Source organism: Streptomyces sp. NBC_00887 (assembly GCF_045207585.1).
The window spans coordinates 6,869,129-6,887,002 of sequence record NZ_CP108788.1; the positions used below are offsets into that span (position 1 = coordinate 6,869,129).

General features: G+C 71.1%; 14 protein-coding genes and 1 tRNA gene. 12 read left to right on the forward strand and 3 right to left on the reverse strand.

Annotated elements, in window-relative coordinates; genetic code table 11:
- Positions 1–53: 53 nt before the first annotated feature.
- Positions 54–1,487, forward strand: a complete 1,434-nt coding sequence (locus OG844_RS31315) for an NAD-dependent malic enzyme (protein ID WP_406394800.1) — start codon at positions 54–56, stop codon at positions 1,485–1,487.
- A 401-nt stretch (positions 1,488–1,888) separates the two neighbouring features.
- Positions 1,889–2,170, forward strand: coding sequence for an HU family DNA-binding protein (locus tag OG844_RS31320; protein ID WP_003968811.1), 282 nt, complete (start codon positions 1,889–1,891; stop codon positions 2,168–2,170).
- A gap of 338 nt (positions 2,171–2,508) precedes the next feature.
- Here the strand turns inward: OG844_RS31320 and murA are convergent, their stop codons facing one another.
- Entirely contained in the window at positions 2,509–3,849 is a 1,341-nt protein-coding gene (gene murA, locus OG844_RS31325) for a UDP-N-acetylglucosamine 1-carboxyvinyltransferase (RefSeq protein ID WP_406394801.1), read from the reverse strand.
- Positions 3,850–4,146: 297 nt separating this feature from the next.
- Here murA and OG844_RS31330 point away from each other — a divergent pair, with 297 nt between their 5' ends.
- From OG844_RS31330 to OG844_RS31370, 9 genes are all read left to right on the forward strand, one after another.
- Complete coding sequence (locus OG844_RS31330) at positions 4,147–4,707, forward strand: YqgE/AlgH family protein (protein WP_406394803.1); 561 nt, start codon at positions 4,147–4,149, stop codon at positions 4,705–4,707.
- 30 nt (positions 4,708–4,737) lie between these two features.
- Positions 4,738–5,037 (forward strand): DUF3039 domain-containing protein, encoded by a 300-nt coding sequence (locus OG844_RS31335; protein WP_329210492.1) that lies wholly within the window; start codon positions 4,738–4,740, stop codon positions 5,035–5,037.
- 264 nt (positions 5,038–5,301) lie between these two features.
- On the forward strand, positions 5,302–6,606 hold the full coding sequence (locus OG844_RS31340; protein ID WP_406394804.1) for an extracellular solute-binding protein: 1,305 nt from the start codon (positions 5,302–5,304) through the stop codon (positions 6,604–6,606).
- Between the two features lie 2 nt (positions 6,607–6,608).
- Positions 6,609–7,580, forward strand: a complete 972-nt coding sequence (locus OG844_RS31345; RefSeq protein ID WP_406394806.1) for a carbohydrate ABC transporter permease — start codon at positions 6,609–6,611, stop codon at positions 7,578–7,580.
- Between the two features lie 8 nt (positions 7,581–7,588).
- On the forward strand, positions 7,589–8,431 hold the full coding sequence (locus tag OG844_RS31350) for a carbohydrate ABC transporter permease (RefSeq protein WP_406394808.1): 843 nt from the start codon (positions 7,589–7,591) through the stop codon (positions 8,429–8,431).
- A gap of 1 nt (position 8,432) precedes the next feature.
- Positions 8,433–10,064, forward strand: coding sequence for a beta-N-acetylhexosaminidase (locus tag OG844_RS31355; protein ID WP_406394810.1), 1,632 nt, complete (start codon positions 8,433–8,435; stop codon positions 10,062–10,064).
- Positions 10,065–10,312: 248 nt separating this feature from the next.
- Positions 10,313–11,209: an FAD binding domain-containing protein gene (locus tag OG844_RS31360; protein WP_406394812.1), complete on the forward strand. Its 897-nt coding sequence runs from the start codon at positions 10,313–10,315 to the stop codon at positions 11,207–11,209.
- Positions 11,206–12,726 (forward strand): 2Fe-2S iron-sulfur cluster-binding protein, encoded by a 1,521-nt coding sequence (locus OG844_RS31365; protein ID WP_406394813.1) that lies wholly within the window; start codon positions 11,206–11,208, stop codon positions 12,724–12,726. Before OG844_RS31360 ends, OG844_RS31365 begins: the two co-directional genes overlap by 4 nt.
- 91 nt (positions 12,727–12,817) lie before the next feature.
- The gene (locus tag OG844_RS31370) at positions 12,818–15,154 is read left to right on the forward strand and encodes a xanthine dehydrogenase family protein molybdopterin-binding subunit (RefSeq protein WP_406394815.1); all 2,337 of its coding nucleotides are present in this window, start codon (positions 12,818–12,820) and stop codon (positions 15,152–15,154) included.
- A gap of 48 nt (positions 15,155–15,202) precedes the next feature.
- On the opposite strand, the gene OG844_RS31375 is transcribed toward OG844_RS31370, so the two are convergent.
- Both OG844_RS31375 and OG844_RS31380 read right to left on the reverse strand, forming a co-directional pair.
- Positions 15,203–15,604, reverse strand: coding sequence for a hypothetical protein (locus OG844_RS31375; protein WP_406394817.1), 402 nt, complete (start codon positions 15,602–15,604; stop codon positions 15,203–15,205).
- Between the two features lie 522 nt (positions 15,605–16,126).
- Positions 16,127–16,201: transfer RNA gene (locus tag OG844_RS31380), tRNA-Cys, on the reverse strand.
- 189 nt (positions 16,202–16,390) lie between these two features.
- On the opposite strand from OG844_RS31380, the gene OG844_RS31385 reads away from it, so the two are divergent.
- Positions 16,391–17,857, forward strand: a complete 1,467-nt coding sequence (locus OG844_RS31385; RefSeq protein ID WP_406394818.1) for an MFS transporter — start codon at positions 16,391–16,393, stop codon at positions 17,855–17,857.
- Positions 17,858–17,874: the final 17 nt, after the last annotated feature.

Consider the following 17,874-nt stretch of genomic DNA (forward strand, 5'->3'; position numbering starts at 1 on the left):
GGATCCCATGTGCGTGCGGCAGCAATGAAGCTCAGAAAGCGAAGGACTCGGCCATGGCAACGGCGCCCAGCGTCTCGTACTCGATGACGGTCAGGCTGGAGGTGCCCGCGAGCGGCACGGCGGTCTCCCAGCTCACCACGGCCGTGGAGTCCTCCGGCGGTTCGGTCACCGGCCTCGATGTGACCGCTTCCGGCCACGAGAAGCTGCGGATCGACGTCACCATCGCGGCATCCTCGACCTCGCACGCGGACGAGATCGTCGAAGGTCTGCGCGACATCGAGGGCGTCGTCCTCGGCAAGGTGTCCGACCGTACGTTCCTGATGCACCTCGGTGGCAAGATCGAGATGGCGTCCAAGCACCCCATCCGCAACCGTGACGACCTCTCGATGATCTACACCCCGGGTGTGGCCCGGGTCTGCATGGCGATCGCCGAGAACCCCGAGGACGCCCGCCGCCTGACCATCAAGCGCAACTCCGTCGCCGTGGTCACGGACGGCTCCGCGGTGCTGGGCCTCGGCAACATCGGCCCGATGGCGGCGCTCCCCGTGATGGAGGGCAAGGCGGCGCTGTTCAAGCGTTTCGCCGGCATCGACGCCTGGCCGATCTGCCTGGACACCCAGGACACCGACGCCATCGTCGAGATCGTCAAGGCGATCGCCCCGGGCTTCGCGGGCATCAACCTCGAGGACATCTCCGCCCCCCGCTGCTTCGAGATCGAGGCACGGCTGCGCGAGGCGCTGGACATCCCCGTCTTCCACGACGACCAGCACGGCACGGCGATCGTCGTCCTCGCCGCGCTGACCAACGCGCTGCGTGTGGTCGGCAAGGCGATCGGTGACGTACGGGTCGTCATGTCGGGCGCGGGCGCCGCCGGTACGGCCATCCTGAAACTGCTCATCGCCGCGGGCGTCAAGCACGCGGTCGTCGCCGACATCCACGGAGTGGTGCACGCGGACCGCGAGGACCTCGTCTCCGCCGACCCCGACTCGCCACTGCGCTGGATCGCCGACAACACCAACCCCGAGGGCGTCACCGGCACCCTCAAGCAGGCCGTCGTCGGCGCCGACGTCTTCATCGGCGTCTCCGCCCCCAACGTCCTGAACGGCGACGACGTAGCCGCGATGGCCGACGGTGCGATCGTGTTCGCCCTCGCCAACCCGGACCCCGAGGTGGACCCGGCAATCGCCCGCGAGACGGCGGCAGTTGTGGCCACCGGCCGCTCCGACTTCCCGAACCAGATCAACAACGTCCTGGTATTCCCCGGAGTCTTCCGCGGCCTGCTGGACGCTCAGTCCCGCACCGTCAACACGGAGATGATGCTCGCCGCCGCGCGTGCCCTCGCGGGTGTCGTCGCCGAGGACGAGGTGAACGCGAACTACATCATCCCGTCGGTCTTCAACGACAAGGTCGCGGGCGCGGTCGCGGGCGCGGTCCGCAACGCCGCGAAGGCGGCCGGCGCCGCCACGGCGACGCCGGATCCCGTCTAGGGCCTCTCGTTCGGAGGCCCTGACACACGCCGTCCGCGGGGGTCGGCCACGGCCCCTGTGGACGGTGCCGTACCTCACGTCCGCGCGCCCTGTACGGCGCGTCGCGGGTCGCGACGTCCCAAACGCCCCTTTAGGGTGGGCGGGCAGCGAGCCCCACAGGCCCGGCATCCGCTGCGGACCGCTTCAAGAAGTCGACGGAACGTCACCACAGGCAATCAGTGGTGCTTTTCGTGTGGCGTCGAGGGGTTCCGGATTGGCGTTACCGCCGCAGGTGGGGGCAGGATGCGTATTCGGGCGCGAGGGTCTGACATCAGACCCGGGTCCGGGGACTGTCAGAGGGCCCTGGCAGCATCGGCTTCGATCTCACGCCTCACAGGCAAGAAGAACACGGGAGTAACAACATGAACCGCAGTGAGCTGGTGGCCGCCCTGGCCGACCGTGCCGAGGTGACCCGCAAGGACGCCGACGCCGTTCTGGCCGCCCTTGCCGAGACCGTCGGCGAGATCGTCGCCAAGGGCGACGAGAAGGTCACCATCCCCGGCTTCCTGACCTTCGAGCGCACCCACCGTGCCGCTCGCACCGCTCGTAACCCGCAGACCGGCGACCCGATCAACATCCCGGCCGGCTACAGCGTGAAGGTCTCCGCGGGCTCGAAGCTCAAGGAAGCCGCCAAGGGCAAGTAAGCCCCGTAGGCATCAAGAAGGGCGGCCGTCCTGACCGGGACGGCCGCCCTTCGGCATGCCCGGAGCGGAGCGTGGCACCTGCGGCGCCCGCACAGGGCCCGTACGGCCGCTGTGAGCCCCAGGTGTGCGGAGTTGGGCGGTTGAGGCCCGTACGGGCCTGTACGGGCGCCCTGGGGCGTCTGTGAGGCGGTGCGTCAGGGGTCCGGCAGTGCGGGGCTGCGAACAGAACGCCGCCCCGGACCCTTGTGCGGGGCCGGGGCGGCGGACTGTGGTGTGCGGGGTGCGCAGTGTTGTGTGCGGCAGCACTGTGCGTGCGCCGGAGCGCGTCCGGCGCGGTGTCAGACGAGTGAACCGCCCGGCAGCTCGACCTTCGCGCCGAGCTTCTCGAGCTTGTCCATGAAGTTCTCGTAGCCGCGGTTGATCAGTTCGATGCCGTGCACCCGTGACGTCCCCTGGGCCGCCAGGGCGGCGATCAGGTACGAGAAGCCGCCGCGCAGGTCCGGGATCACCAGATCCGCGCCCTGGAGCTTCGTGGGCCCGGACACGACCGCCGAGTGCAGGAAGTTCCGCTGTCCGAACCGGCAGTCGGAGCCCCCGAGGCACTCGCGGTAGAGCTGGATGTGCGCGCCCATCTGGTTGAGCGCCGAGGTGAAGCCGAGCCGGGACTCGTACACCGTCTCGTGGACGATCGACAGGCCGGCGGCCTGCGTCAGTGCGACCACGAGCGGCTGCTGCCAGTCGGTCTGGAAACCGGGGTGGACGTCCGTCTCCAGCGCGATGGCGTTGAGAGCGCCGCCGGGGTGCCAGAAGCGGATGCCCTCGTCGTCGATCTCGAAGGCGCCGCCGACCCGGCGGAAGGTGTTGAGGAACGTCATCATCGAACGCTGCTGGGCGCCGCGCACGTAGATGTTGCCCTCGGTCGCCAGCGCCGCCGACGCCCAGGAGGCCGCCTCCAGACGGTCCGGGATCGCCCGGTGGGTGTATCCGTCGAGCTTGTCGACACCGGTGATCCGGATGGTCCGGTCGGTGTCCATGGAGATGATCGCGCCCATCTTCTGCAGTACGCAGATGAGGTCCTCGATCTCCGGCTCGACGGCCGCGTTGGACAGCTCGGTGACGCCCTCGGCGAGGACGGCCGTCAGCAGGACCTGCTCGGTGGAGCCCACCGACGGGTACGGCAGCCGGATCTTCGTGCCGCGCAGCCGCTGCGGGGCCTCCAGGTACTGGCCGTCCGCCCGCTTCTCGATGGTCGCGCCGAACTGGCGCAGCACCTCGAAGTGGAAGTCGATCGGCCGGCCGCCGATGTCGCAGCCGCCGAGCCCCGGGATGAACGCATGGCCCAGACGGTGCAGCAGTGGGCCGCAGAAGAGGATCGGGATGCGCGACGAGCCCGCGTGGGCGTCGATGTCGGCGACGTTCGCGCTCTCGACGTGCGAGGGATCGAGGATGAGTTCGCCCGGCTCGTCACCGGGGCGGACGGTCACACCGTGCAGCTGCAGCAGTCCCCGGACCACCCGCACATCGCGGATGTCGGGCACGTTGCGGAGCCGGCTGGGCCCGCTGCCGAGCAGCGCGGCGACCATTGCCTTCGGCACCAGGTTCTTGGCGCCTCGGACGCGGATCTCGCCCTCCAGCGGGGTGCCGCCGTGGACAAGCAGGACATCGTCTGTGCCGGTCATGTATCTCGCGTTCCGGAGTGGTCGGGCAGGGGGCCATCGAAAAGGGTAATGGCCCCCCACCCCCCTTCCGTAAGTCACAGGGGGGTGTACGAACGTCATGAATCCGCCACAACACGTTCTGCCCCACAAGCCTTGCGGAGGGTTACCGTCTGCGGAGCGGTCCGATCCGGTCGGATTCGTGCGCTCCCCGTGCGCCTGTGCCGTGGCTGTGCGCCCTGAGCTGCGGATCACGCCCCGCGGCGGCCGGGCGGGCCCGTTGGTCCCCGCGGAGGGCGAAGATGCGGGATCATTTCTGCCATGACCGAGGTGTCCTCGCTCACAGGGCGGCTGCTCGTGGCCGCACCCGCCCTGGCGGACCCGAATTTCGACCGCGCGGTGGTGCTTCTCCTCGACCACGACGAGGAGGGCTCGCTCGGCGTGGTCCTGAACCGGCCGACCCCGGTCGGCGTCGGTGACATCCTCGAGTCCTGGGCCGGTCTGACCGGTGAGCCGGACGTGGTGTTCCAGGGCGGTCCGGTCTCGCTCGACTCGGCGCTGGGTGTGGCGGTGATCCCCGGGGACGAGGGCCCGCTGGGCTGGCGGCGGGTGCACGGGGCGATCGGCCTGGTGGACCTGGAGGCGCCGCCGGAGCTGCTGGCCGCGGCGCTCGGTTCGCTGCGGATCTTCGCGGGGTACGCGGGCTGGGGCCCCGGTCAGCTCGAGGCGGAGCTGACGGACGGCGCCTGGTACGTGGTCGAGTCGGAGCCGGGCGATGTGTCGTCGCCGCGTCCGGAGAGCCTCTGGCGGGCCGTTCTGCGGCGCCAGCGCAGTGAGCTCGCCATGATCGCCACGTACGCCGACGACCCTTCGCTGAACTGATGCCCCGGGCTTTCAGTACGCTTGGCAGTTATGAGCACTCTTGAGCCCGAGCGCGGGGCAGGTACGGGGACCCTCGTAGAGCCGACGCCACAGGTGTCGAACGGCGACGGCGACCACGAGCGCTACGCCCATTACGTCCAGAAGGACAAGATCATGGCGAGCGCCCTGGAAGGCACTCCCGTGGTGGCACTGTGCGGCAAGGTCTGGGTACCGGGGCGCGACCCCAAGAAGTATCCGGTCTGTCCCATGTGCAAGGAGATCTACGAGTCCATGGGCGCCGGCGGCGACAAGGACAAGGGCAAGGGCGGCAAGGACAGCAGCAAGAAGTAGTCCGCGGCCTTTTTCACCCTCCGGGACCTGACCCCCGGGGCGCGCAGAGATGCGCGCCCCGGGGGTCTTTCGTCTGCCCGGGGGTCTTTCGCGTGCCCGGGAGGGGCAGGCGCGTGCGGTGTGCGTTGCACGGGATGCGCCGGGTGGTCACAGAGTGGTTGAGACCACTTGTCGGCGTCCGGGTGCGCCCTTACTCTCCTGCAAGTTGTGCAGAACGAAACGCGCGTTGCACAGGATGCAACGACTGACCGGTAAGGGTTCCGGATGAAGCTTTCTGCCCGAATTGCCGCCCCGGCCGCGGCGCTTGTGCTGGCGGGCCTCACCGCCACCGCCTGCGCGCCCCAGACCTCCGACACCGGCGCCGACGGGGACAAGAAGAGCGGCACGCTTCGCGTCTGGCTCTTCCAGGAGGTCGGCAACAAGCCCAAGGAGAAGGTCGTCGACGCGGCCGTCGCCGCATTCGAGAAGTCCCACGAGGGGGCGAAGGTCGAAGTCGAGTACATACCCGTCGACACCCGGGCCCAGCGCATCAAGGCCGCCTTCAACGACCCGAAGAGCGCCCCCGACCTCATCGAGTACGGCAACACGGACACGGCCGGCTACGTGAAGGACGGCGGGCTGGCCGATGTGAGCAAGGAGTTCGAGGCCTGGGACGACGCCGAGGACACCGATCCGACCGCCAAGCAGTCCGTGACGGTCGACGGCCAGGTGTACGGGGCGCCGCTCTTCGTCGGCGTACGGGCGCTGTACTACCGCACCGACATCTTCGAGGACCTCGGCATCGAGCCCCCCAAGTCCCAGGCCGAGCTGATCTCCACGGCCAGGAAGGTCCACAAGGAGAAGCCGGACCTGTACGGCCTCGCGGTCGGCGGCGCCTACACCTACGGCGCGATGCCCTTCATCTGGGCGCACGGCGGCGAACTGGCCGACGAGACCGGGGTGACCTACGCGTCGGCCATCAACAGCGAGAAGGCGCGCAAGGGCATCGAGGCCTACACCTCGCTCTTCGGGGACGACAACTGCCCCGCAGCCAAGTGCGCCTCCATGGGCGGCAACGCGACCGTCACCGCCTTCGCGTCCGGCAAGGCGGCCATGGCGATCGGCGGCGACTTCAGCCACGCGGCCGTCGAGGCGGGCAGCGTGAAGGGCAAGTACGCCGTCGTGCCGCTGCCCGGCGTGGCGGAGGGCTCGATCGCCCCGGCGTTCGCCGGCGGCAACAACATCGGTGTGCTGAAAAGCAGTTCGCACCGCACCCTCGCCGTCGACCTGATGAAGTCGCTGACCGGCAAGAAGACCCAGGCCAAGATGTTCGACGCGATGGGCTGGCTGCCGACGTACACGGACGTCCGGGCCTCGGTCGCGGAGAAGGAGCCCTTCGTCGCGCCGTTCGTCACCACGCTCGGCTCCGGCGCCAAGTTCGTCCCCGCCTCCTCGGCCTGGGGCCAGATCGACGCCTCGCTGGTCCTGCCGACGATGTTCCAGGAGATCGTCAGCGGCCGTAAGGACGTGGCAGCCGCCTCCGACGACGCGGCGAAGAAGATGGACGCGGCGTTCGCCGACGCGGGCTGACGATGACCGCGAACACGACGGCGTACAGAGCTCCCGAGAAGGCCGGGGCGGGCGGCACACCGGCCCGCCCGCCCCGGCGCCGCCCGGCATCTCCCGCGCGGCGCTCCGGCTGGACCCCCTGGCTGTACCTGCTGCCCGCGCTGGTCCTGCTCGGCGGACTCCTCGTCTACCCGATCTACCAACTGGGCCTGATCTCCTTCCTGGAGTACACCCAGGCCCAGGTCAGCGGCGGCGAGCCGACCACCTTCCAGGGCTTCGGCAACTACGCGACGCTCTTCGGCGACAGCCAGTTCTGGCAGGTGCTCCTCGCGACCGTGCTCTTCGCCACGGCCTGCGTGCTCGCCACCCTGTTCGTCGGCTGCGCCCTGGCCGTCCTGCTGACCCGGATCCGGGCCCTGCCCCGGCTCGCGCTCATGATGGCCGCACTGGGTGCCTGGGCAACCCCGGCGATCACGGGCTCGACGGTCTGGGTCTTCCTCTTCGACCCGGATTTCGGACCGGTCAACAAGGTGCTGGGCCTCGGCGACTTCTCCTGGACGTACGGGCGCTACAGCGCCTTCGCCCTGGTGCTCCTCGAAGTGCTCTGGTGCTCGTTCCCGTTCGTGATGGTGACCGTGTACGCGGGCATCCGGGCGATCCCCACGGAGGTGCTGGAGGCGGCCTCGCTGGACGGCGCCTCGCAGTGGCGGATCTGGCGGTCGGTCATGGCGCCGATGCTGCGGCCGATCCTGATCGTCGTCACCATCCAGTCGATCATCTGGGACTTCAAGGTCTTCACCCAGATCTACGTCATGACCAACGGCGGTGGCATAGCCGGACAGAACCTGGTGCTCAACGTGTACGCGTACCAGAAGGCGTTCGCGTCCTCGCAGTACAGCCTCGGATCGGCGATCGGCGTCGTGATGCTGGTGATCCTGCTGGCCGTCACGCTGGTCTATCTGCGCCTGGTGCGACGCCAGGGGGAGGAACTGTGAGCACGCCGATGACCACCCGTCCGCGCATCCGGCGCCCCGGCAGGCTGGCTGCGGAGGCGGCCGCCCTCGTCATCGCCGTCGTGGTCGCCTTCCCCCTGTACTGGATGGTGCTCTCCGCGTTCAAGCCGGCGGGCGAGGTCCAGTCGACCGAAGCGCGGCCCTGGACGCTGTCCCCGTCCCTCGACTCGTTCCGCCGGGTCTTCGAACAGCAGGATTTCGGCCGGTACTTCCTCAACAGCCTGCTCGTCGCCGGCACGGTCGTCGTCGCGTCCGCGCTGATCGCCTTCCTCGCCGCGACGGCGGTGACGAGATTCCGCTTCACGTTCCGGACGACCCTGCTGATCATGTTCCTGGTCGCGCAGATGGTGCCCGTCGAGGCGCTGACCATTCCGCTGTTCTTCCTCATGCGGGACTTCGGACAGCTGAACACGCTGGGCTCGCTGATCCTCCCGCATCTGGCCTTCTCGCTCCCGTTCGCGATCTGGATGCTGCGCGGTTTCGTCAAGGCCGTTCCCGACGCGCTGGAGGAGGCCGCCTACATCGACGGGGCGAGCCGCACGCGCTTCCTGTGGCAGATCCTCTTCCCGCTGGTCTTCCCCGGACTCGTGGCGACGAGTGTCTTCTCGTTCATCTCGACCTGGAACGACTTCCTGTTCGCGAAATCGTTCCTCATCAGCGACACCTCCCAGTCGACGCTCCCCATGGCGCTGCTGGTCTTCTTCAAACCCGATGAGAACGACTGGGGAGGGATCATGGCCGCCTCGACGGTGATGACCGTTCCCGTGCTGGTCTTCTTCGTACTCGTACAGCGCCGTCTGGTCTCGGGACTGGGCGGAGCGGTTAAGGACTGACGTGCACAACCTGATTCCGGCGCCCGTACACGTCGGCGACCCGGGCAGCTGCGGATTCCTCCTGGACCCGTCCACCACCATCACCGCGCAGGAAGGCACCGGGACCGCGGAGCGCTGGCTCCGGGCCACCCTCGGCGCCGCGTTCGGCCTGCCGCTCGCCCCCGGGGCGGGCGACGGCGGGAACACCGTCGAGCTGCGCGTCGATCCCTCCCTGGAGCCGGAGGGATACCGGCTGGGTGTGTCGCCCACCTGGGGCGTACGCGTCACCGGAGGGAGTGCCGCCGGAGTGTTCTGGGGTGCGCAGACCCTGCGTCAGCTCCTGGGTCCCGAGGCCTTCCGCCGGGCGCCCGTCAGCCCCGGTCCGCAGCGGGGCGTCCCGTACACGGAGATCGAGGACAGCCCCCGCTTCTCCTGGCGGGGCCTGATGCTCGACGTGGCACGGCACTTCATGCCGAAGGACGACGTCCTGCGCTATCTGGACCTCATGGCCGCGCACAAGCTCAACGTGTTCCACTTCCACCTCACCGACGACCAGGGCTGGCGCATCGAGATCAAGCGTCATCCCGGTCTCACGGAGACCGCTTCCTGGCGCGCTCGCACCAAATACGGGCACCGGGCCTCCGAGTTGTGGGACGAGACCCCGCACGGCGGTTTCTACACCCAGGACGACATCCGTGAAATCGTCGCCTACGCCGCCGAGCGGCATATCCGGGTCGTCCCCGAGATCGACATCCCGGGGCACTCGCAGGCAGCCATCAGCGCGTATCCGGAACTGGGCAACACCGACGTCGTCGGCACATCCGCGCTGTCCGTGTGGGACACCTGGGGCATCAACCCGAACGTACTCGCCCCCACCGACAACACCCTGCGCTTCTTCGAAGGAGTCTTCGAGGAGGTGCTCGACCTCTTTCCCGCCGCCACGTCACCGTTCATCCATATCGGTGGCGACGAATGCCTCAAGGACCAGTGGAAGGAGTCACCGGCCGCCCGGGCCCGGATGGCCGAACTCGGCCTGAGGGACGAGGACGAGCTCCAGTCCTGGTTCATCCGGCACTTCGACACCTGGCTCACCGCCCGGGGGCGTCGCCTCATCGGCTGGGACGAGATCCTGGAGGGCGGACTCGCCGAGGGCGCGGCGGTGTCCTCGTGGCGGGGTTACGCGGGCGGCATCGCCGCCGCCGAGGCCGGACACGACGTCGTCATGTGCCCCGAGCAGCAGGTGTACCTGGACCACCGTCAGGACGGCGGCCCCGACGAACCGATGCCCATCGGATTCGTCCGCACCCTGCAGGACGTCTACCGCTTCGAACCCGTACCCCCGGGGCTCTCCGAGGAGGCGGCCGGCCACATCATCGGCACCCAGGCCAACGTCTGGACCGAGGTCATGCAGAACCGGGCCCGCGTCGACTACCAGGTCTTCCCGCGGCTCGCCGCCTTCGCCGAGGTCGCCTGGTCCCGGCTCCCGGCCCCCGGCGAGCGGGACTTCGCCGACTTCGAACGCCGCATGGGCACGCACTACGCGCGGCTCGACGCCCTGGGTGTCGACTACCGCCCGCCGGGCGGCCCGCTGCCGTGGCAACGGCGCCCCGGAGTCCTGGGTCGCCCGATCGAGGGAGAGCCCCCGAACGTGTGAGCCCCGTCCGGGCCGCGCCGGCACGAAACGAACAAATCGTACGAACTCGCTGAAGAGTGTCAATTCGTGCGCAGAGCAAAAGTTGCGCGAAAGGTTATTTTTCCTCTGATCAGGGACAGATGCACCCTTCGTGGACCCTCGCGTCGGTCCGCCCGGAAGATGTGCCAGAGTTGCCACGTCCCGGCCGTGAGCACGTACCGTACGGCGGACAGGCGGGACTGCCGGGACACCGGGAAGGGGCAGCTGGGTTGACCACGCACGCACCGCAGGCGATGCAGTCGGTGACGCTGCCGGCCTCGCTCGACGAGGCCGTGGCGGCTCTCGGCGCCATGCCTGCAGCCGTTCCTGTGGCCGGTGGCACGGACCTGATGTCGGCCGTCAACAAGGGGCTCCTGCGCCCCTCGGGACTGGTCGGCCTGAGCCGGATCAGCGAGCTGCGCGGCTGGCACTACCAGGACGGCCACGCCCTCCTCGGGGCCGGTCTCACCCACGCACGCATGGGGCGGCCCGACTTCGCCGCCCTCATTCCCGCGCTGGCCGCCTCCGCCCGTGCCGCGGGCCCGCCCCAGATCCGCAACGCCGGCACGCTCGGCGGCAACATCGCCACCGCGGCCCCCACCGGCGACGCCCTGCCGGTGCTGGCGGCCCTGGAGGCCGAACTGGTCATCGCGGGACCGGACGGCTCGCGTCGTGAGATCCCCGTGTCGCACCTGCTGGCCGGCCGCGCGATGCTCGGGCCCGCCGAGCTGATCGGCTTCGTCCGCGTACCGCTGCTGCACGCCCCCCAGATCTTCCTCAAGGCGACCGGCCGCACCGGCCCCGGCCGTGCCACCGCCTCCGTCGCGATCGTCCTCGACCCGGCCCGCCGCGGTGTGCGCTGCGCCGTCGGCGCGATCGCCCCGATGCCGCTGCGGCCGCTGGAGGCCGAACGCTGGATCGCCTCCCTGATCGACTGGGACGGCGAGCGGGGTCTGGCCGCCGACGCGCTGGCCGCCTTCGGCGAGTACGTTGCCGCGGCCTGCATCCCGGACCAGACACCACCGGACGACGGGGGAGAGGCACCGCCGCTGCCCCCGGCCGTACTCCACCTGCGGCGCACGGTCGCCGCGCTCGCCCGACGCGCGCTGGGGAGGGCACTGTCGTGAGCAATGAAGAGAACCCCGAGCAGCAGCACGGGCAGCCCGCCCCGTACGGCGGCTGGCAGCCGACCCCGCAGAGCGGTGAGTACGACGCGGAGGCGACCGCCTTCGTCCAGCTGCCCCCGGAGGACCTCGCCAACCTCGGGAACGACCCGCTGGCCGCGCCCGGCCAGGGCTACGTACCGCCGATGATCCTTCCGCTGACCCCGGCGGCCGGGCTGGACCCCGCCGCGACGGGCAGCTGGGTCGTGCGGACGCAGAGCCAACAGGAGCGGGCCGGTCGCGAGGCGGGCACGGAGCCGGCACCGGACGCGGTCCACTGGCCGGACCCCAACCAGCAGGAGCCGTACCCGCAGCAGTACCCGGAGACCTCGCAGTACGGGCAGACGTCGTCGACGACCGCCCAGTGGAACTTCACCGAGGCCGTCCCGCCGGACGCCGCCGCTTCGGACTCCGCCCCTGCCTCCGTTCCCGCCGAGCCTGCCGGGCACACCGGCCAGTGGACGATCCCGGTCGCCAACGGTGACCTCCCGGAGGAGTCCGGCGAGTTCGCGGCCTCGGCGCTCGCGTCCCAGTGGTACGCGGACGCGCGCCCCGCCACGCTGCCCGGCGGTGCGCCCGCACCGTGGGCCACCCAGCCGCACGAGCCGCAGCCGCACGAGCCGTCGCCCGCCGACCCGGCCACGCCGTCGCCGGAGCCCGAGGCCGCCGCGCACGAGCCGGCAGCCGAGCTGGAGCACGAGGCCGCGCCGCAGGCTCCCCGGGAGGACACCCTCGCCGGTGAGCCCGGCGCTCCGGGCAACGAGTACGACGACCCCCGGGGCGCACCCGATGAGCCCGAGGAGGCCCCGGAGGGGGCCGAGGTGTCCGACGACGCCACCGCGCACGCCCCGGCGTTCGACGAGCCCGCAACGGCCCTCTCGGACGCCCCCAGCGAGCACCCTGCCGCCTCGTACGTCCTGCATGTGAACGGTGTGGACCGCCCCGTCACCGACGCCTGGATCGGCGAGTCCCTCCTGTACGTGCTCCGGGAGCGTCTCGGCCTCGCCGGCGCCAAGGACGGCTGCTCGCAGGGCGAGTGCGGCGCCTGCAACGTCCAGGTGGACGGCCGGCTCGTGGCCTCCTGCCTGGTCCCCGCAGCCACCACCGCGGGCAGCGAGGTCCGCACGGTCGAGGGCCTTGCGGTGGACGGGGAACCGTCCGACGTCCAGCGGGCCCTGGCCGAGTGCGGGGCCGTCCAGTGCGGCTTCTGCATCCCGGGGATGGCCATGACCGTCCACGACCTCCTGGAGGGCAACCACGCCCCCAGCGAGCTGGAGACGCGGCAGGCCCTGTGCGGCAACCTCTGCCGCTGCTCCGGCTACCGGGGCGTGCTCGACGCCGTACGCGAGGTCGTCGCCGGCCGGGAGGCGACCGCGGAAGCGGCCCACGCCGCCGACGCCGATGAGCCGCGGATCCCGCAGCAGGCGGCCCCCGGCGCGGGCGGCGTCCGGACACACCCCCACGAGGGAGACAGCCGGTGAGCACCGCGCCTCCCTCAGCACCGGTCACCCACACCACCCACACCTCCACCATCAGCTGCTGCCGCAGCGGGGCGAACGACAAGGAGGCGGCGTGAGCAACGACGCAGCCACCGCGACCAGCACCACCCGCACGAACCCCCCGCCGACCGAGGGAACCGGCCCGGACGAGGAAGTGCCCGCGCTCGGTCTGGGCGCCTCGCTCCCGCCGGCCGACGCCCGCGCCAAGACCGAAGGCACGTTCCCGTACGCGGCGGACCTCTGGGCGGAGGGGCTGCTGTGGGCGGCCGTGCTGCGTTCCCCGCACCCCCATGCGCGCATCCTGTCGATCGACACCTCGGCCGCCGCCGAGATGCCGGGTGTACGGGCCGTCGTCACCCATGAGGACATCCCCGGCGACGGGGCGTACGGCCGCAGTGTCGTCGACCGACCCGTCTTCGCCTCCGACCTGGTACGCCACCACGGGGAGTCGATCGCCGCGGTCGCCGCCGACCATCCCGACACCGCCCGCCTGGCCGCCGCGGCGATCGCCGTCGAGTACGAGGTGCTCGAACCGGTCACCGACCCGGAGAAGGCCTTCGCGGCCGAACCCCTCCACCCCGACGGCAACCTCATCCGCCACATTCCGCTGCGCTACGGCGACCCCGACACCGTGGGCGAGGTCATCGTCGAGGGCCTGTACCGCATCGGCCGCCAGGACCCGGCCCCGATCGGGGCCGAGGCCGGACTCGCCGTGCCCCGCCCGGACGGCGGCGTGGAGCTGTACACGGCGTCCACCGACCCGCACACCGACCGCGACCTCGCCGCCGCCTGTTTCGGCCTGGAGCCCGACCGGGTCAAGGTCGTCGTCACCGGCGTCCCCGGGGCGACCGGCGACCGGGAGGACCCCGGCTTCCAGATCCCGCTCGGGCTGCTCGCCCTGCGCACCGGCTGCCCGGTCAAACTGGCCGCTACGCGCGAGGAGTCCTTCCTCGGCCACGCCCACCGCCACCCGACCCTGCTGCGCTACCGCCACCACGCGGACACGGAGGGCCGACTGGTCAAGGTCGAGGCCCAGATCCTCCTGGACGCGGGCGCGTACGCCGACTCCTCGTCCGAATCGCTGGCCGCCGCGGTGGCCTTCGCCTGCGGCCCGTACGTCGTTCCGCACGCCTTCATCGAGGGCTGGGCGGTCCGTACGAACAACCCTCCCTCCGGCCATGTGCGCGGCGAGGGTGCGATGCAGGTCTGCGCGGCCTACGAGGGCCAGATGGACAAGCTGGCGGCGAAACTGGGCATCGACCCGGCCGAACTCCGCCTCCGTAACGCCCTGTCCACCGGCGACATCCTCCCCACCAGCCAGACCGTGACGTGCCCTGCCCCGGTGGCGGAACTGCTTCGTGAGGTCCGGGACTTCCCGCTCCCCGCCCTCCCGAAGGACGCCCCCGAGGACGACTGGCTGCTCCCGGGCGGCCCCGAGGGCGCGGGCGAGCCCGGAGCCGTACGCCGCGGCGTCGGCTACGCGCTCGGTATGGTCCACATGCTCGGCGCCGAGGGCACGGACGAGGTCTCCACGGCCACCGTCCGGGTCCACGACGGCGTCGCCACGGTCATCTGCGCGGCCGTCGAAACCGGCCAGGGCTTCACCACGCTGGCCCGCCAGATCGTCCAGGAGACCCTGGGCATCGAAGAGGTCCACGTGGCGGCGGTGGACACCGACCAGCCCCCGGCGGGCCCGGCGACCCACGGCCGTCACACCTGGGTCTCCGGCGGTGCGGTCGAGCGCGCGGCCAAGATGGTCCGCACCCAGCTCCTCCAGCCCTTGGCCCACAAGTTCGGCATGTCCACGGAGCTCCTCCAGATCGCCGACGGCAAGATCACCTCGTACGACGGTGTGCTCTCCACGACGGTCATGGAGGCCATGGACGGCAAGGAACTCTGGGCCACGGCCCAGTGCCGCCCGCACCCCACCGAACCCCTGGACGGTTCGGGCCAGGGAGACGCGTTCGTCGGCCTGGCCTTCTGCGCGGTCCGCGCGGTCGTCGACGTCGACATCGAACTCGGCTCGATCCGTGTCGTCGAGATGGCGGTGGCCCAGGACGTCGGCCGGGTCCTGAACCCGTCCCAGCTGGCGACCCGTATCGAGGCCGGAGTCACCCAGGGCATCGGCGCGGCCCTCACGGAGAACCTCCGCACGGCCCGCGGCCTGATCCGACACCCGGACCTCACGGGGTACGCGCTTCCGACGTCCCTGGACGCCCCGGACATCCGCATCGTCAAGCTGATCGAGGAACGCGACGTGGTCGCCCCCTTCGGCGCCAAGGCGGCCTCGGCGGTTCCGGTGGTGACGTCCCCCGCAGCGGTGGCCGCGGCCGTCCGCGCGGCCACGGGCCGCCCGGTCAACCGCCTCCCGATCCGCCCGCAGGCGGCGGTGGCCTCTCCCAAGTCCTGATCCGGCGGCGCCTGTCGTCTCAGCAGGCGCCGTCGTCGACGGTGGCGGTCAGGTCGTACTCGGGGATGGAGTGCTGCTGCTGCTGCTGCCGCCGTCCGCTCCGGGGACGAAGATTCCGCCCTGTGCGGACTTCTCCTCCGTGACGTGCATGCAGAAGGCGGTGCCGGCGCCGCCCGCGGATATCTCGTAGTCGTGCCCGCCCCCGGCCCGTTCCACGGAGATGCGGTACGAGGGCCCCTGGCCCTCACCCGCCCCCGTGACGTCCGCCTCGATCTGTGAGGCGTAGTCGTCCGAGGGGTCGCTCGGGATGTGCGGCTCGGCCTCCAGGGAAGCGAGCGCGCTCTCAGCGGCCTCCCGCACCTCGCCCGCGCTCCAGGATCGCTTGTCGACACCCTCCTGGACCGAACAGCCACCGAAGACGAACACCCCGGCGACCCCGAACGCGGCCACCCGCCCGAACGCGAGCGCCCCGTCCGACGGCTGCCGGGCCGCCCGCGGCCGGGCCCGCCAGTAGTTGCTCGCGGCATGCGCGGTGCCCGGAGCAGCTGAGTCGCAGTCGGCCGATCTGCCGCTCCAGTGCGACGTGTCGGGGGCGAGCCTCGGAGCGGAACTCCGGTGGGAGTTGCTGAGGGCGTTCGCTCAGTCGGTGACGGAAGAGATGGGGTGCGCGACGCCTCCCGTCATTCCCTCCGTGCTGCCGGCGGCCACGTAGCGTGGGATGTCTGACACCGGAGAGGTCGACCTCCGGCGTCTCGCTTCCTTCGGGCGGTCAGTCATCGTGGGCGCTCAGGGATGCCTGTGACCGTCGCCCCACTCCTTCTCCCTGGCCCTGGCGAAGGAACTGGGCTGCGAGGACGACGGAGGGCTGGAGGCCCGGCCGTCGCTGGACCCCGTGCGACCCGGTGACCCCGGACAACAGGAACGGCCGCCCCCGCACCATGGGGGCGGCCGTTCCCTTTCGGGTTCTTCCGCTGGAGGCCGTGACCGGAATCGAACCGGTGTAACTCGAGTTGCAGTCGAGCCCCTAAACCACTCGGGCACACGGCCATGTGCCTCTTCTTCGTTCCGGTGTCGACGTTAGGCGCGGGACGCACGGGCGCTCAAGAGTGTCGGCCCCGCTGCAACACGACTGCCATACCGCGTTCATGTTCCGCGGGCGGTCCTACGACCAAGGGATGAGTGGTACCCCGCCCACCGACAGGGTTCAGTTGGCTGTTTGCCCCTTACTCTGGCTCCATGAGCGCCCTGGAACCGCGTGACGCCGACGTCACGATCCCCTTCGAAGACAGCGTCGACGCCGCTCCGGCGGAGGGCGTGCTGGGCCGGACCCACCGGGCGCTCAGCATCGGCATCGTCTCAGTCGTGCTGCTGATCGCCTTCGAGGCGACCGCCGTCGGCACCGCGATGCCGGTCGCCGCCCGTGAGCTGCACGGCATTCCGCTGTACGCGTTCGCGTTCTCGGCGTACTTCACGACCAGCCTCTTCGCCATGGTGCTCTCCGGGCAGTGGGCCGACCGGCGTGGCCCGCTCGCGCCGCTCGCCACCGGGATCGGCGCCTTCGGGGCCGGGCTGCTGCTCTCCGGGACGGCCGGGAGCATGTGGATGTTCATCCTGGGGCGGGCCGTCCAGGGCGTCGGCGGCGGGCTCGTGATCGTGGCACTGTACGTCGTCATCGGGCGCGCCTACCCGGAGCGGATCCGCCCGGCGATCATGGCCGCGTTCTCGGCGGCCTGGATCGTCCCGTCCGTCGTCGGGCCGCTCGCCTCGGGGTCGGTGACCGAGCACCTGGGCTGGCGCTGGGTCTTCGTCGGGATCCCGGTGCTCATCGTGCTGCCGCTGGGCCTGGCGCTGCCCGCGATTCGGCGGATGGCGGCCGGGCCCACGGACGCCGCGGCGGGGGCGGAGCCGTTCGACGGGCGGCGTATCCGGCTCGCGCTGGGGATCTCACTGGGTGCGGCGCTGCTCCAGTTCGCCGGGCAGGAGCTGCGCTGGCTCTCGCTGGTCCCGGCCGTGGCCGGTGCCGCGCTGCTCGCGCCCGCCGTGCGCGGCCTGCTGCCCCGGGGGACGCTGCGGGCCGCGCGGGGGCTGCCCGCCGTGATCCTGCTGCGCGGGGTGTCGGCCGGGTCGTTCATCGCCGCCGAGTCCTTCGTACCCCTGATGCTGGTGACCCAGCGCGGGATGTCCCCGACGATGGCCGGGCTGTCGCTCGCGGCCGGGGGGCTGACCTGGGCGCTCGGCTCGTACGTACTGGCCCGGCCCCGCCTGGAGGCGCGCAGGGAGTCCCTCATGGTGGTGGGCATGATCCTCGTCGCCCTGGCGATCGCGGCGGCGCCGACCGTGCTGATCGAGTCCGTGCCGGTCTGGATCGTGGCCGTGGCGTGGGCCGTCGGGTGCTTCGGCATGGGCATGGTGATCGCATCGACGAGCGTGCTGCTGCTGAAGCTGTCGGCCCCGCAGGAGGCGGGCGGCAACTCCGCCGCCCTGCAGATCTCGGACGGGCTGTCCAACGTGCTGCTGCTCGCCGGCGGCGGGGCGGCGTTCGCCGCGCTCGGCGGGGGCGCGGTGGGGGCGGCCGCGCACGGGGCGGTGGGGAGCGGGACCGCCGGGTCGCACCCGGGGGCGTTCGCGGCGGTGTTCCTGCCGATGGCGGGGGTTGCGCTCGTGGGGGCGTGGGTGGCCACGCGGGTGCGGACGGACGCGTAGCACCGCGTGGTACTGCG

Excerpts from the sequence above, each read along its gene's own strand:
- OG844_RS31315 (WP_406394800.1), top strand. The coding sequence starts at position 54 with ATGGCAACGGCGCCCAGCGTCTCGTACTCGATGACGGTCAGGCTGGAG.
- OG844_RS31320 (WP_003968811.1), top strand. The coding sequence starts at position 1,889 with ATGAACCGCAGTGAGCTGGTGGCCGCCCTGGCCGACCGTGCCGAGGTG.
- murA (WP_406394801.1), bottom strand. The coding sequence starts at position 3,849 with ATGACCGGCACAGACGATGTCCTGCTTGTCCACGGCGGCACCCCGCTG.
- OG844_RS31330 (WP_406394803.1), top strand. The coding sequence starts at position 4,147 with ATGACCGAGGTGTCCTCGCTCACAGGGCGGCTGCTCGTGGCCGCACCC.
- OG844_RS31335 (WP_329210492.1), top strand. The coding sequence starts at position 4,738 with ATGAGCACTCTTGAGCCCGAGCGCGGGGCAGGTACGGGGACCCTCGTA.
- OG844_RS31340 (WP_406394804.1), top strand. The coding sequence starts at position 5,302 with ATGAAGCTTTCTGCCCGAATTGCCGCCCCGGCCGCGGCGCTTGTGCTG.
- OG844_RS31345 (WP_406394806.1), top strand. The coding sequence starts at position 6,609 with ATGACCGCGAACACGACGGCGTACAGAGCTCCCGAGAAGGCCGGGGCG.
- OG844_RS31350 (WP_406394808.1), top strand. The coding sequence starts at position 7,589 with ATGACCACCCGTCCGCGCATCCGGCGCCCCGGCAGGCTGGCTGCGGAG.
- OG844_RS31385 (WP_406394818.1), top strand. The coding sequence starts at position 16,391 with ATGAGCGCCCTGGAACCGCGTGACGCCGACGTCACGATCCCCTTCGAA.